The 14900-nt window shown below is 50.2% G+C and carries 11 protein-coding genes; 10 read left to right on the forward strand and 1 reads right to left on the reverse strand.

What is annotated here, in order from left to right:
- Positions 1–54: 54 nt before the first annotated feature.
- Genes AR333_RS07285 through AR333_RS07295 form a run of 3 tightly spaced genes read left to right on the forward strand, consistent with a single transcriptional unit; the run spans position 55 to position 2958 of the window.
- Complete coding sequence (locus AR333_RS07285) at positions 55–2229, forward strand: hypothetical protein (RefSeq protein ID WP_068774607.1); 2175 nt, start codon at positions 55–57, stop codon at positions 2227–2229.
- On the forward strand, positions 2226–2582 hold the full coding sequence (locus AR333_RS07290) for an EscU/YscU/HrcU family type III secretion system export apparatus switch protein (RefSeq protein ID WP_068774608.1): 357 nt from the start codon (positions 2226–2228) through the stop codon (positions 2580–2582). The genes AR333_RS07285 and AR333_RS07290 overlap by 4 nt, the downstream gene beginning before the upstream one ends.
- 1 nt (position 2583) lies before the next feature.
- Positions 2584–2958, forward strand: a complete 375-nt coding sequence (locus AR333_RS07295; protein WP_068774609.1) for a YraN family protein — start codon at positions 2584–2586, stop codon at positions 2956–2958.
- A gap of 296 nt (positions 2959–3254) precedes the next feature.
- Here the strand turns inward: AR333_RS07295 and AR333_RS07300 are convergent, their stop codons facing one another.
- Positions 3255–4856, reverse strand: coding sequence for a YifB family Mg chelatase-like AAA ATPase (locus AR333_RS07300; protein WP_068774610.1), 1602 nt, complete (start codon positions 4854–4856; stop codon positions 3255–3257).
- Between the two features lie 897 nt (positions 4857–5753).
- On the opposite strand from AR333_RS07300, the gene sucC reads away from it, so the two are divergent.
- From sucC to hslU, 7 genes are all read left to right on the forward strand, one after another.
- Positions 5754–6911, forward strand: coding sequence for an ADP-forming succinate--CoA ligase subunit beta (sucC, locus tag AR333_RS07310; RefSeq protein ID WP_068774612.1), 1158 nt, complete (start codon positions 5754–5756; stop codon positions 6909–6911).
- 69 nt (positions 6912–6980) lie between these two features.
- Positions 6981–7913 (forward strand): succinate--CoA ligase subunit alpha, encoded by a 933-nt coding sequence (sucD, locus tag AR333_RS07315; protein WP_068774613.1) that lies wholly within the window; start codon positions 6981–6983, stop codon positions 7911–7913.
- 133 nt (positions 7914–8046) lie between these two features.
- Complete coding sequence (gene dprA, locus AR333_RS07320; protein ID WP_068774614.1) at positions 8047–9156, forward strand: DNA-processing protein DprA; 1110 nt, start codon at positions 8047–8049, stop codon at positions 9154–9156.
- 69 nt (positions 9157–9225) lie between these two features.
- Positions 9226–11319, forward strand: coding sequence for a type I DNA topoisomerase (topA, locus tag AR333_RS07325; protein ID WP_068774615.1), 2094 nt, complete (start codon positions 9226–9228; stop codon positions 11317–11319).
- Positions 11320–11335: 16 nt separating this feature from the next.
- Complete coding sequence (trmFO, locus tag AR333_RS07330) at positions 11336–12664, forward strand: FADH(2)-oxidizing methylenetetrahydrofolate--tRNA-(uracil(54)-C(5))-methyltransferase TrmFO (protein ID WP_068774616.1); 1329 nt, start codon at positions 11336–11338, stop codon at positions 12662–12664.
- Between the two features lie 159 nt (positions 12665–12823).
- Positions 12824–13375 (forward strand): ATP-dependent protease subunit HslV, encoded by a 552-nt coding sequence (hslV, locus tag AR333_RS07335; protein ID WP_068774617.1) that lies wholly within the window; start codon positions 12824–12826, stop codon positions 13373–13375.
- A gap of 81 nt (positions 13376–13456) precedes the next feature.
- On the forward strand, positions 13457–14857 hold the full coding sequence (hslU, locus tag AR333_RS07340; RefSeq protein ID WP_068774618.1) for an ATP-dependent protease ATPase subunit HslU: 1401 nt from the start codon (positions 13457–13459) through the stop codon (positions 14855–14857).
- Positions 14858–14900 lie beyond the last annotated feature (43 nt).

Below are 14900 nucleotides of genomic sequence, written 5' to 3' on the forward strand. Positions count from 1 at the left end.
AAGGGGTTCCAGCCGATATATACATAAAAGAACGTGTAAACGGAGGCGATCGGCATGAATATCAGCGGAATGATCCGGGGTTTGGCCGGGAATGTACGTGCGGCAGAGCCTAAAGCTCTCGAGTTAAAGCCGGGGCAGGTCGTAAAAGGCGTTGTCCTCCAGGTTTATGATAATCAGGAAGCCCAGATGTCGATAGACGGCGTTCAGGTCCGTGTAAAATTAGAAGCCCAGATGTCGCAGGGTCAGACCGCATGGCTTCAGGTTCAGCCAGAAAGTCCTGGCGGGCAGATCGTTCTTAAGCCAGCGGCAGCGTCTGCTGTACCTGTAACGGATGAAGAGCTGGGACAGATGCTGCGGCAAACGGGCTTAAAAGATACACCAGTCAACCGGGAACTTGTGCAGCTCATGCGCCAAAATGGTCTGCCTCTCACGAAGGAATCAGCCGCTCCGATCCAAGATATGATAAGCCGGATGCCTGTATCCGCAAAGCCGGAACAATGGCTGCAAACAATAGGCGTTGCCCTTTCCAAGGGTCTGCCTATGACCACGGACACGGTTAGCGCCCTTCATCAGACTTTATTCGGCAAACCATTCGGGGATACTCTCAAAGACCTGTCGCAGGCTATCCAGGGCGCCTTGAACAAAGGAACGGGAGAAGCCTCCGGCGGCGGCTCTGCGGATAAACTGCTCCGGCAGCTGGGCGATGTTCTGCGAATGTTAGAGCAAACTGCGGGCAGCGCCGCAGGGAAGAATGCTTCCGCAGGAAGCGCTGCAGGCGGACAGGCTGCAGGAAGCGCAGCGCCTGGCCCGGGAGCCGCTGCGTTGGGCCAGGGAGCGTCCAGCATGAGCGGTCAGGCTCCGGCAAGTCCCGGCGGACAAGCAGGTGTCTCTGCTGGGGCAGGGCAGCCGGCGCAAGGTGCGCAGCCTCCTGGCGGCAACATTCCCGCCGACGGGACAGCTTCCGCAGCTGCGCGTGGAGGCGGATCGGCCAACGCTCAGGTGCAGCCCGGCGGGTCTGGTGTCATAACCGGCGGCTCTGGCCCGGCAGCCGGTACATGGTCCCAGGGGGCAGGGGCCTCTGGGCAGGGTCCTGCACCTGGCGCAGGGGGCCAGCCACCTGGTCTTGCTGCCGCAGGGCAGACGGCACAGGCGCCTGTGCACGCCGGCAGCTCTACTGGCGCGGCGGGGATAGCCCCTGGTGCTGCACAGGGCAACAACCCGGCAAGCGCATCTGCCGCCTTAGGGGCAGGACAGGGAGCGCCGCAGACATCGCCTGGCGCAAGCTCGGCATCTGCTGCCGGTGGTAGCCAAGCGGGCGGCCAAGCGCAAGGCTCCAGCGCCGCTCCTGGTGCCGCTGCTGCGCCGCAGACCGCCAGCGGCAGCCGCGCTGCGGCGCCAGGCTTGAGCCCCGCAGGGGGCGCTCCTGCCGCGCCTGTCGGCACAGTCCCGGCGGAAGCGGGGCAAGCCCCCAGTGCGCAGCCAAGCAATGGCGGCGGACAGGCCGGTGCCGCTGACAACGGCTGGGTGCGCGAATTGCTGCGCGCGGTCGGCGTAGATCATGAGAGCCGGCTGCTTAAGCAGCTAGGCGGATCTCAGGTGGTTGCCGGGGCAGGGCTGCCGTCGCAGGCAGCAGGCGAAATGCCGCTTGCGGCTTTGAAGCCCGAAGCCGCAGAGACGCTCAAGAGCCTGCTTCTGCAGTTGTCTACTGCAGACGGGCTCCCTGCATCGCTGCGGGATTCTGTCCAGCAGGCGGTGCAGCATATAACCGGGCAGCAGCTTCTGATGTCGCAGGATAAAAGCGGTATGTTCACTCACATGACGCTGTTCGTGCCGCTTTTGAATGCGGAGGGTCAGCCTACGGCAGCAATCCATATACAGTCGCGCAAAGGTAAGCGTGGCGAGTTGGATGCGGAGAATTGCCGCCTATTATTTGATCTTGATATGAAATCACTGGGAAGTACGCTTGTAGATGTTCAGGTAATGAACAGGATTGTAAGCTTGCAAGTGTTTAACGATATGCCCTTTATAGGTGAACTGCTCAGCAATTCTAGGGAGGAAGTTGGCGAAGCGCTGGGCAAATTAGGGTATCAATTCCTATCATTGAAAGCCTCTCCTTTTCCTGATACGGCCGCCAAGAAAGATTCAGCGAATTCTTTACCGTTAAGCCGTACGATGATCGACACCATAGCGCCAAGTGTACCTTACCAGGGAGTTGATTTTCGTATATGACGTTATCAGAGGATAGGGAACCGTCAGGCAAACCTGCGGTTCCCGGCAATCAAAGCGAAGGTAAAGCAATCCGAAAAGCGGTAGCCCTGAGGTATGCTCCGGGTGAGCAGAAAGCTCCGTCCGTCATAGCCAAAGGGAAAGGGAAAGTTGCCGAGGCTATCGTAGATAAAGCAAAAGAAAACGGTATCCCTGTCCAAGAAGACGCCTCTCTGGTCGAGGTGTTGTCCAAGCTGGAGATCGACCAGGAAATTCCGACCGAACTGTATCAGCTGGTCGCAGAAGTTTTAAGTTACATTTACCGCTCGGATAACCGTATGAAAGAAATGCGGCAGCAAGAGCGAAGGGAGCTGTAGGATGACCGGCATACCCTCAACCAGACAATCACTGGGTAAATACGGGGAAAATAAGGCGGAAGAGCATTTGCAAGGTCTGGGCTACCGTATTCTCGCACGCAATTGGCGGTGCAGGTATGGTGAGCTGGATCTGATTGCCGAGCATGAAGATGTTGTCGTGTTTATCGAAGTCCGGACGCGGAGATTAACCGGCCGGTTCGGGTATGCCAAAGAATCGGTTGATGGCCGGAAACAGACGAAAGTACGTCAGATTTCGCAAATGTATCTGCATTCCGTTAAACAGCAGGAACGCAAGCTGCGCTTTGATGTTATTACCGTTGAAATGTCTGTTCTTTGCGAATTCGTCAAGCTTGAACATTTGTGCGGCGCATTTTAATTAATTTCATTTCCCCGTTTCTTTACCGCAAGCTTCCTCTTATTTTACTTTTTCTCTTAGCTGCCGTCTCACGTACCGTCTCACGTACCGTCTTCACGTACCGTACCGTTCTGTCAGCGCTGCGAGCAATATAGCTTCTGATAGGAATCCTCTGTAAGGCTTGTCTCCCTCCAAGATAATTCGATTCGTTTCCATCCAAACCAAACAGACTCCATGGAACAAGGGGTCTGTTTGATTCGTTTTTCTATAAGGTCTTGAGTTCTATCCTCTATGTAAATCAAGCTTCATAGGAGGGGTCACAGCATACCAGACTTATCTAAATTCCGATACTGAATCGCTTCCGCCAGGTGTTCGGCGGTCAAATGTTCTTCGCCTTCAAGATCCGCTATCGTTCTGGCAAGCTTGAGAATGCGGTCATGAGACCGCGCACTCAAATGAAGGCGATCGAATGTTCGGTGAAGGAGCTCCTCGGCATCAGAAGGAAGGCGGCAAAACTGCCGCAGCCATTTGCCGCTGAGTTCCGCGTTAAATCGAACGGAAGTTTTTGCATAGCGGCACTGCTGGATCTGGTGGGCTTCCCATACACGGTCTTTCATCTGGGAAGAGGACATCGATTGCTGCTTGTCCGTCATAGCGGAATAGTCAAGTCGGGGCACCTCAACGTGGAGATCGATACGGTCGAGCAGCGGACCTGAGATCCTGGCCCGGTACTGGCGTATTTTAAGCGGACTGCAGATACAAGTCTGATGGGAATTCGAATCAGAGCCCCAGAATCCGCAAGGACAGGGGTTCATTGAAGCGGCAAGAAGAAATCCCGCAGGGAATGTGAAGGTGGCTCTGGCTCTGCTGATCGTTACTTTCCTGTCTTCGAGCGGCTGCCGCAGAACTTCCAGTACACTTCTGGAGAATTCGGGGAGCTCGTCAAGAAAGAGGACCCCGTGATGAGCCAGGCTGACTTCTCCCGGTTTGGGGATGGAACCTCCCCCGATTAATCCTGCCGCACTTACGGTGTGATGGGGAGAACGGTAAGGCCTGATTCGCATGAATCGGTCGGACTGCGCGAGTTTACCCGACACACTGAAAATCTTAGTGACTTCCAGCGCTTCTTCATCTGCCATAGGCGGAAGTATTCCCGGGATCCGTCTGGCCAGCATTGTTTTTCCGGTCCCTGGAGGTCCGATCAGCAGGATGTTGTGCATGCCCGATGCGGCGATCATTAACGCTCTTTTGACATGATGCTGCCCGATTACATCGGCAAAGTCTTCAACCGGCTGCTCGACTCCTGCATCCTCAATGGCTCTGGCTGTTAATTGGATTTCATGAAGGGGAATGAGACTGGCTGAATCGGGACGGTTCCGCACATTGGAATCCCAATCATTCCGCAGGGTTTCCTCGTATATGGAAGAGCTTAATTGATCTAATTTGGTTAGACCGCGTACTTTCATACCAGCGATTAATTGAGCTTCCTCGATGTTGCCCTGGGGCACAAGAACACGCCGCAAGCCTTGTTTGCGCGCCGCATCTACCATAGCCAGCACGCCTGGGACAGGGCGCAGGCTCCCGTCCAGAGCAAGCTCGCCGAGTATAAGCGTGTTCCTTACTTCTTCTGCCTGGATTTGTCCGCTGGTGAGGAGTATGCCCGCCGCTATAGCCAGATCGAAAGAGGCTCCTTCTTTTCGCAAATCAGCAGGAGCCAAGTTCACCGTAATCCGCTCAAGCGGGAACCGGAATGAACAATTTTTAATCGCGGACCGGACCCTGTCAATGGATTCACGCACGGCCGTATCGGGCAGCCCGACCACATTAATTTGGGGCAAGCCATTGGTGATATCCACTTCTACATCGATGCAGGTACCGTCAATGCCGTGCAGACAGCCGCTGGTTACTTTTCCGTACATCAAAAAACACCTCTCTCCTAAATAGAATGGACAAAGGTGCTTCCTTATGCCTTTATATTACAACCAGTATAGCAAAAGGGTAAGATCTTTAAAATGACTTTTTGTTTCTTGCAAATTGGTCATACTATAGGTGAGGTGATTACAATGCAGGAAAAACCGTATTTTTGCCCCAATTGTCGTTCCAACCGGGTTAAATTCAGTGTGATTGCGAGTTATTCTCAGTCTTTTCTGAAAGATGCGCTTACAGGCGAAGTAAAAGAAACACAAGATCCCAACCCTGTTTCTGAGAGTGAACCGACCATTCAGTGTCTCGTGTGCAGCTATGTGGGTAATGAAATGAGGTTTGTCAAACAGGCGGAGAGGGAGCCAAGAGTGGCAACGGAGACGAATCCCTCTTATACTTAGTGAAAAGCGATAGAGCAGCAGCAACAAAATGGTAGTTGATAAAATGGATACAGTGCCCTGGGACCGATGTTTCCGGGGTCTTTTTTATGGACGTATGAAGTGCAGGAAGATTAATCTCCCCCACAAGGAAACTATCAGAAGGACAGATCGCAGTGACAGGCTAAATTGCTCGTGAAAAGTTATATCTGCCAAGAGTTCGAAGGCGGGATAACTGAGAAATTGGATGGTATCGGCATGGTCAAGGAAGGGAAACGGGCCCGTTCATTTCCTGCGCAATAATAAAAAACGATTTCTTTTTAAAAAGAAGAGGAAACTGTCGACAAAAAGTGATACAATAATTCGTGGCAAAAGTTTGTCCGAACCCGCTAAAAGACGGGCAGGATTTCCCCTGTCAAACGGCGAATACCCTACGTTGGTTGTGCGAAAAGAATCGAAACTTGAACATGGTTTCGTGCATACAGGGAGAAACAATACGTTTAGGAGGATTTGCAAATGAATATCCATGAGTATCAAGGCAAAGAAGTCCTGAGACAGTACGGAGTGAATGTACCTCAGGGCAAAGTGGCGTTTTCCGTGGATGAAGCGGTTGAAGCAGCCAAAGAGCTAGGCACTCAGGTCGTTGTAGTCAAAGCGCAAATTCATGCAGGCGGCCGTGGTAAAGCGGGCGGCGTGAAAGTTGCCAAGAATCTGGATGAAGTCCGTACTTATGCACAAGAAATTCTGGGCAAAGTATTGGTTACTCATCAGACCGGTCCTGAAGGTAAGGAAGTTAAACGCCTGCTGATCGAGCAAGGCTGTGATATTAAGAAAGAGTACTACATAGGCGTAGTCGTTGACCGTGATACGGGCCGCGTCGTCATGATGGGCTCCGAAGAAGGCGGCATGGACATCGAAGAAGTTGCTGCCAATACTCCGGAGAAAATTTTCAAGGAAGTTATTGATCCGGCAATCGGTCTGCAAGTGTTCCAAGCCCGCAAACTGGCTTATGCCATCAACATTCCTAAAGAGCTTGTTAACAAAGCGGTTAAGTTCATGATCGCTCTGTATACGGCTTTTGTTGATAAAGATTGCTCCATTGCTGAAATTAATCCGCTTGTTGTAACCGGCGGCGGAGATGTTATGGCTCTTGACGCTAAACTCAACTTCGATTCCAACGCGCTTTACCGTCACAAAGATATTCTGGCGCTACGCGACCTGGAAGAAGAAGATGAGAAAGAAATTGAAGCCTCCAAGTATGACCTCAGCTACATTGCCCTTGACGGCAATATCGGTTGCATGGTTAACGGCGCGGGCCTTGCTATGGCAACGATGGATATCATCAAGCACTATAGCGGAGACCCTGCGAACTTCCTCGATGTAGGTGGCGGTGCTACCAAAGAGAAAGTTACCGAGGCTTTCAAAATCATTCTGTCCGATTCCAAAGTAAAAGGTATTTTCGTTAATATCTTCGGCGGAATTATGCGTTGTGACGTAATTGCCGAGGGTGTAGTAGCAGCAGCGAAAGAGCTCGGTCTGGACCGTCCGCTCGTTGTGCGCCTGGAAGGTACTAACGTTGAACTTGGCAAGAAAATCTTGAACGAGTCCGGTCTGAACATCGTTTCTGCAGATTCCATGGCAGACGGCGCTCAGAAAATTGTAGCGCTTGTTTAATTGAAGACGAACGAATGTTCTTTATATGTTATATGCTTTTCAATTTGTAAAGGGATGTGAACAAAGATCATGAGTATTTTGGTGAATAAAGACACAAAAGTGATCACACAAGGTATTACCGGTTCTACCGGCTTGTTCCATACGAAGGGCGCGCTCGATTACGGCACGCAAATGGTCGGAGGCGTAACCCCTGGTAAAGGCGGTACGAACGTCGACATTACCCTCGAGAACGGTGAGACAGTTTCATTACCGGTTTTTGATACGGTTGAGCAGGCAAAAGAAGCAACGGGCGCTACCGCATCCGTCATTTATGTCCCGCCCGCTTTTGCAGCTGATTCCATCATGGAAGCAGTAGATGCTGATCTTGATCTGGTCATCTGTATTACAGAAGGCATTCCGGTTCTGGACATGGTTAAAGTTACCCGTTATATGGAAGGCAAACGTACTCGTCTGATCGGACCTAACTGTCCGGGCGTCATCACACCGGGCGAATGCAAAATCGGTATTATGCCGGGCTACATCCATACACCGGGTCACGTGGGCGTTGTTTCCCGCTCCGGAACTTTGACGTATGAAGCGGTTCATCAGCTTACGACCCGCGGTATTGGTCAATCCTCTGCAGTAGGTATCGGCGGAGACCCTGTTAAAGGTTCCGAATTTATCGATGTCCTTCATATGTTCAATGAAGATCCGGATACTTATGCCGTCATTATGATTGGTGAGATTGGCGGTTCGGCTGAAGAAGAAGCGGCTGAATGGGTCAAAGCTAACATGAAGAAGCCTGTAGTAGGTTTCATCGGCGGTAAAACAGCTCCTCCAGGAAAACGTATGGGCCATGCCGGCGCTATTATTTCCGGCGGTAAAGGTACAGCGGCTGAGAAAGTAGCTACACTTGAAGCTTGTGGTATCAAGGTAGCAGCTACTCCTTCTGAGATGGGTTCGACACTGGTCGAAGTCTTGGAAGAAAAAGGCCTGTTGGAGAAATGCATAACTAAAAAATAAATTTATATTCATACATGAATATAAATAAATCGTTGGAATGGTAAGCAACCTTCCGGTTCCCTTAGGGGAATTGGGAGGTTTTTTTGTTTCACAGGTTCAAAATTTGTGAATGCAAAGGGAGTGCTTTATACTGATGGAGAATCGAAGCATGCTCATCGGACTTCATGGAATAACCGGAGTAGGCTGGAGAACCATTAAACGTCTGGTCGATTCCTGTTCCGATTTGAAGGAACTGAGAGAATGGTCGTTTGAAGATTTTATAAGAACCGGAATCCCAGCGTCCAAAACAGAATGTATTATAGAAGGTCTAGATGAATGTAAGCTTCAGGAGCGAGTAGAACTCGCCAGAAGGCTCGGTATTGGATTTTTAACACGATTTGATAGTGATTATCCTGATTTGCTCAAAGAAACAGCACAGCCGCCGTGGGTGCTTTACTACAGGGGTTCACTGAAAGCCTTGGAGCATCCTAAAATCGGAATAGTCGGCACCCGAACACCTACCGCCTACGGGAAGAAAATCGCAGAGGAACTGGCGCAAGCCTTGTCGGGATCCGGCATAACCGTAGTAAGCGGTTTAGCTAGGGGAATCGATGCCCAGGCCCACCGGGGGGCATTAGGTAAAACTGGCGGAACGATAGCAGTTCTAGGCGTATCTCCTGAGCGTATCTATCCGCCGGAACATGGCCGGCTTCAGGAGGAAATTATCGGAAGCGGAGGGCTCCTTCTATCGGAGTATCCGGTTGGAACTCTCCCGCATCCGGGGCTGTTTCCACTGCGCAACCGCATCATTGCGGGACTGAGCCTGGGGATTGTCGTAGTCGAAGCTGCCGAGCGCAGCGGTTCTCTGATTACGGCAGATTTGGCTCTGGAAGAGTCGCGTGACGTATTCGCGGTACCGGGTCCGATTCATTCCCCCAAAAGCAGAGGGGCTCTATACCTGATTAAGCAGGGGGCTAAGATGGTAATTAGTCCCGAAGATATACTTGAAGAATATACTCATTTGTCCCCCTCCAGTGGACATTTCAAGGAGTCACTCAGGAAATTGGAAACTCAATCTCCTGAAGAAGGCATGTCTGCGGACGAAGTCGTTCTTTATCGATTCTTGTCGAGCATGCCGGTGACTGCCGACGTCCTCCTGGAGCAGACTCAATTTACGTTTGGACATTTGCATTCAGTTCTGCTATCCTTGCTATTGAAAAACAAGATAGCGGAGCAGCCCGGCTCCACATACGTATCCATATGAAATTACCATAACCATTAAAGTGATATACATGCAGCATTAGATGACGTTGAAGGGAGGAGCATTCGGTCGATGGCAGACTCATTAGTGATTGTAGAATCACCGGCAAAAGCCAAAACGATTGGGAAATATCTGGGAAGTAAATTTATCGTGAAAGCATCGATGGGTCATATCCGCGACCTTCCGAAGAGCCAGATCGGTGTTGAAGTAGAACGCGGTTTTGAACCGAAATATATAACGATCCGCGGCAAAGGCTCCATCTTAAAGGAATTGAAAGATGCCAGCAAAAAAGTGAAAAAAGTGTACCTCGCAGCTGACCCGGATCGTGAAGGGGAAGCTATTGCCTGGCACTTGGCTCATTATTTAGAGCTGAACGAAACAGAAAATTGCCGCGTTGTTTTTAATGAAATTACGAAGCAGGCGGTTAAAGACGCTTTCAAAACTCCGCGTCCGATTAACATTGATCTGGTTAATGCGCAGCAGGCCCGTCGTATTCTTGATCGGCTTGTTGGTTACAAGATCAGCCCGCTGCTCTGGAAGAAAGTGAAGAAAGGCTTGTCGGCAGGACGGGTTCAATCGGTAGCGGTTAAGCTCATCATGGACCGCGAGAATGAAATTAAAGCGTTTGTACCTGAGGAATATTGGACGATTACAGCGATGCTGCAAGCGGGCAAAGCGAATTTCGAAGCCAAATTCTACGGTATTGACGGTTCGAAGAAAGAATTGGGTTCGGAAGAAGAAGTCAATGCTATTCTGAAAGCGATTGAAGGCGCTCCTTTCATTGTAAAGGAAGTAAAGGAAAAGGAACGTCTCCGCAACCCTTCTCCGCCTTTTATAACAAGCTCCATGCAGCAGGAAGCCGCGCGTAAGCTGAATTTCAGGGCGGCCAAGACCATGTCCGTAGCTCAGCAGTTATATGAAGGAATTGATCTGGGAAAAGAAGGTACTGTCGGTCTTATTACATATATGCGTACCGATTCTACGAGAATTTCCCCGGTCGCCCAAGAGGAAGCTAAGGAATTTATCTTAGGCAAATATGGGGAGAACTTCTATCCTGAAACTCCTCGTGTCTATGTTAAAAAAGGCTCGAACACCCAGGATGCGCATGAGGGCATTCGTCCTTCATCTGTTTTGCGCGATCCGGATTCAGTTAAAGAATTTCTGTCGAGAGACCAATTTCGTCTCTATAAGCTGGTCTGGGAACGCTTCGTAGCCAGCCAAATGTCTTCTGCCGTGCTGGACACAATGACGATTGACCTGAATGTCAACAATGCTATGTTCCGTGCGGTTGGCTCCAAATTGAAATTCCCGGGTTTCATGAAGGTGTATGTAGAAGGCAATGATGACGGCACCACGGAAGAAGACAAACTCCTTCCTCCGCTTTCATCGGGAGATGAAGTGGCTTCCAATGACATCGAGCCGAAGCAGCACTTCACCCAGCCGCCTCCACGCTATACGGAAGCTCGTCTGGTGCGATCTCTCGAAGAGCTGGGTATAGGGCGTCCGTCTACTTATGCCCCTACGCTGGAGACCATTCAGAAGCGCGGTTATGTGGCCATCGAAGAGAAGAAGTTCGTTCCTACCGAACTGGGGGATCTGGTCATTCAATTGATGGTCGAATTCTTTCCTGAGATTCTCGATGTTGAATTTACGGCCCAGATGGAAGAAGAGCTGGACCATGTAGGTGAAGGTAAGGAGAACTGGGTCAAGGTACTTGATGAATTCTACACTTCCTTCGAGAAGCGGCTTGAATTTGCAGAGGAAGAAATGAAAGAGATCGAAATTCAAGACGAGGTTTCGGACGAAATTTGTGAGAAATGCGGCAAGCATCTCGTTTACAAGATGGGCCGGTTCGGCAAATTTCTGGCATGTTCAGGATTCCCCGACTGCCGGAACACGAAACCGATTATTAAAGATATCGGTGTAACCTGTCCGAAATGTAAAGAAGGCAAGGTCGTGGAGCGGCGCAGTAAGAAAGGCCGTATTTTTTACGGTTGTGATCACTATCCTGAATGCGACTTTGTCTCATGGGACAAACCGGTTGCACAGCCTTGTCCGAGCTGCGGCTCGATGATGATCGAGAAACGTACGAAGACAGCTGTAAATCACCAGTGCGTCGAGTGTGGTTTTAAAGAAGAACTCAAAGATGAAGAAGTAAATGATTAAATTCGAGGTGTAGAAATTGACAGCAGGACAAAGAGTAACTGTAATCGGAGCCGGCCTGGCAGGCAGTGAAGCCGCATTTCAAGTCGCCAGTCAGGGCGTGCCCGTAACTTTATATGAAATGCGTCCAGTACGCAAAACACCCGCGCATATTACGGATAAATTTGCAGAGCTCGTGTGCAGTAATTCTCTGCGCGCCAATGGTTTAACGAATGCGGTCGGCGTCCTTAAACAAGAAATGAGAGTACTCAATTCTCTGATTCTTGCCAGTGCCGACAAGCACTCCGTACCGGCGGGAGGAGCGCTTGCCGTAGACCGGGACGGCTTCTCGGGCGAAATCACAGATACGCTGAGAAATCATCCGCTGATTGAGGTTCGTAATGAGGAGCTGACTGAGCTTCCTGATGGTATTACCATTGTAGCTTCAGGCCCTTTAACTTCCCCGGCATTGTCGGCAAGACTTCAGGAGCTGATGGGTGAAGAGTACCTTTATTTCTACGATGCGGCCGCTCCGATTATCGAGAAAGATTCGATCGATATGAGCAAGGTTTATCTGGCTTCCAGGTATGACAAAGGGGAAGCGGCTTATCTGAACTGCCCAATGACCGAGGAAGAGTTTGATGCCTTCTACGACGCTTTGATTCATGCCGAAACGGCTCCGATTAAAGAATTTGAGAAGGAAATTTACTTTGAAGGCTGTATGCCGATCGAAGTCATGGCAAGAAGAGGTAAGCAGACGGCCTTGTACGGCCCTATGAAACCGGTAGGACTGGTGAACCCGCATACAGGCGAGCTGCCTCATGCGGTCGTCCAGCTCCGTCAGGATAACGCGGCAGGTACGTTGTATAATCTCGTAGGATTTCAGACCCATCTGAAATGGGGCGAACAGAAGCGTGTTCTCTCCATGATTCCGGGTCTTGAGAATGCCGAATTCGTAAGATATGGCGTTATGCACCGGAATACTTTTATCAATTCACCAAGCCAGCTTAGGCCAACCTACCAGTTCAAAAACCGGGATCAGTTGTTCTTCGCCGGTCAGATGACGGGTGTGGAAGGTTATGTGGAATCAGCAGCTTCCGGCCTAATTGCTGGTATTAATGCAGGCAGGTTGGCACGTGGCTTGGAATGTCTCGTTTTCCCGAGTGAAACGACCCTGGGCGGTATGGCGCAGTACATCACAACCGCCGATACAAAACATTTTCAACCGATGAATGCTAACTTCGGACTTTACCCGCCGCTGGCTGAGAAAATCCGTAATAAAAAATTGAAGATTGAAAAGCTGGCTGAACGTGCGATTGAAAGTATTCAGAATTTTTCGCAAAATCATGTACAACCGCCTTGTAACTGAAACCTCGGCTGTGTTACGATAAAATTGTTTTGAACGCTTTGTTTGTGCGTATACATGAAATTAACAATGGAAGCAGCATCAAAACGACCTTTTGCTGCTGCTTCTTATTTTCCGCTCTGCTAGATACAGGCTTTACAGGAAAGAATTGAGGGGTGACTTATGGATCCTACGAATGCTACATTTCATGCAACGACTATTTTTGCCATCCGTAAGGATGGACGGGGTGCGATTGCAGGTGATGGCCAGGTGACCTTCGGTAACAGTATGATTATGAAGAATACCGCTAAGAAGGTCCGCAGGTTGTACCGGGGCAAAGTCATCTCCGGCTTCGCAGGTTCTGTTGCGGATGCGATTACTTTGTTTGAGAAGTTTGAAGGCAAACTGGAGGAGCATCACGGCAACCTTCAGCGTGCGGCAGTAGAACTGGCCAAGGAATGGCGTTCTGACCGTGTGCTGCGTAAACTGGAAGCGATGATGATCGTAATGGATGAATCCGGACTGCTGCTTATATCCGGTAACGGTGAAATTATTGAGCCGGATGACGGAATCGTAGCGATTGGTTCAGGCGGAAGCTTTGCACTGGCTGCAGGACGGGCATTGTCCAGGTATGCTCCCGAAATGAACCCGACGGAAATCGCAAAAGCCGCGCTTGAAATGGCCGCTGACATATGCGTATATACGAACCACAATATTATCGTCGAAGAAATATAGGAACTGTCGGGACCAGAGACATTCGTATGCTGATTACCGGTGCAGTGAAGTGGAACAAGTAATCATGAAGGAGGGGTTCATTTGAGCACAAGCTCACTTACTCCAAGACAAATCGTTCAGGAATTGGATCGCTATATAGTCGGCCAGAAGCAGGCTAAGAAATCGGTAGCGGTTGCTCTGCGCAACCGTTACCGCCGCAGCAGACTTGATGAGTCCATGCGTGATGAAATTGTTCCGAAGAACATTCTAATGATCGGGCCGACGGGTGTCGGTAAGACAGAGATAGCGCGCCGCCTGGCTAAGCTTGTTGGCGCCCCTTTCGTCAAGCTGGAGGCTACAAAATTTACTGAGGTCGGTTATGTGGGCCGCGATGTAGAATCTATGGTCCGTGATCTCGTGGAGACGTCTATTCGTATGGTTAAAAGCGAGCGGACTGAGAAGGTCAAGGACAAGGCAGAGGAGCTGGCCAATGAGCGTCTGGTTGCGATTCTAGCGCCAAGTGCAGCACGGCAGAAGTTCCAGCGCAACCCGCTTGAAATGATATTCGGCAATCAGCAGTCGCAGCCCGAGCCGGATGAGGAAGAGAAGGACCCTGCTCTTGCTACTAAACGTTCGCAAATTATGGAGCAGTTAAAACGCGGCGAACTCGAGAATGTGATGGTTGAAGTAGACGTTGAAGATAATTCTCCTTCGATGCTGGATATGTTATCCGGTCAAGGCAATGACCAGGCTGGCATGAACATGCAGGAGATGTTCGGCAGCTTATTGCCCAAAAAGACGAAGAAACGCAAGCTGCCGGTTAAGGAAGCCCGTAAAGTGCTGACACAAGATGAAGCGCAGAAATTAATCGATATGGACGAAGTGATACAGGAATCGGTCCAAAGAGCGGAACAATCCGGTATCATCTTCCTGGATGAGATAGATAAAATAGCGGGTGGCGGACGCGGCAGCGGAGGCCCCGATGTATCCCGTGAAGGCGTCCAGAGAGACATTCTGCCTATCGTGGAAGGTTCTACGGTTATGACCAAATACGGCCCTGTTAAAACCGACTACGTGCTGTTTATAGCCGCAGGTGCTTTTCATGTTTCCAAACCTTCTGATTTGATTCCGGAACTGCAGGGGCGTTTTCCGATTCGGGTTGAGCTCAGTAATTTGACGCTTGATGATTTTGTGCTGATTCTGAAAGAGCCTAAAAACGCTCTGACGAAGCAGTATACGGCTTTACTTGAAACCGAAGGCATCAAAGTGGAGTTCAGTCAGGCTGCCATTGAAGAAATTGCACGGATTGCAGTAGATGTAAATCAGAGCACAGAAAATATAGGAGCGCGCAGACTCCATACTATTCTGGAGAAGCTTCTGGAAGATTTGTCTTTCGAGGCACCGGAGCTTAATCTGGAAGAAATCATTATAACACCGGAATATGTTCGTGAGAAGCTGGGCGATATCGTCCGGGATCGCGATTTAAGCCAATATATTTTATAAACCGAAAGACGTATGTGTCTTCGGTTTGTGATTCTTTTTGTAT

The organism is Paenibacillus sp. FJAT-26967, from assembly GCF_001541095.1.
GTDB lineage: Bacteria > Bacillota > Bacilli > Paenibacillales > NBRC-103111 > Paenibacillus_F.

Bases quoted from the DNA above. Each gene is read 5' to 3' on its own strand.
- AR333_RS07285 (WP_068774607.1), top strand. From the start codon at position 55: ATGAATATCAGCGGAATGATCCGGGGTTTGGCCGGGAATGTACGTGCG.
- AR333_RS07290 (WP_068774608.1), top strand. From the start codon at position 2,226: ATGACGTTATCAGAGGATAGGGAACCGTCAGGCAAACCTGCGGTTCCC.
- AR333_RS07295 (WP_068774609.1), top strand. From the start codon at position 2,584: ATGACCGGCATACCCTCAACCAGACAATCACTGGGTAAATACGGGGAA.
- AR333_RS07300 (WP_068774610.1), bottom strand. From the start codon at position 4,856: ATGTACGGAAAAGTAACCAGCGGCTGTCTGCACGGCATTGACGGTACC.
- sucC (WP_068774612.1), top strand. From the start codon at position 5,754: ATGAATATCCATGAGTATCAAGGCAAAGAAGTCCTGAGACAGTACGGA.
- sucD (WP_068774613.1), top strand. From the start codon at position 6,981: ATGAGTATTTTGGTGAATAAAGACACAAAAGTGATCACACAAGGTATT.
- dprA (WP_068774614.1), top strand. From the start codon at position 8,047: ATGGAGAATCGAAGCATGCTCATCGGACTTCATGGAATAACCGGAGTA.
- topA (WP_068774615.1), top strand. From the start codon at position 9,226: ATGGCAGACTCATTAGTGATTGTAGAATCACCGGCAAAAGCCAAAACG.
- hslV (WP_068774617.1), top strand. From the start codon at position 12,824: ATGGATCCTACGAATGCTACATTTCATGCAACGACTATTTTTGCCATC.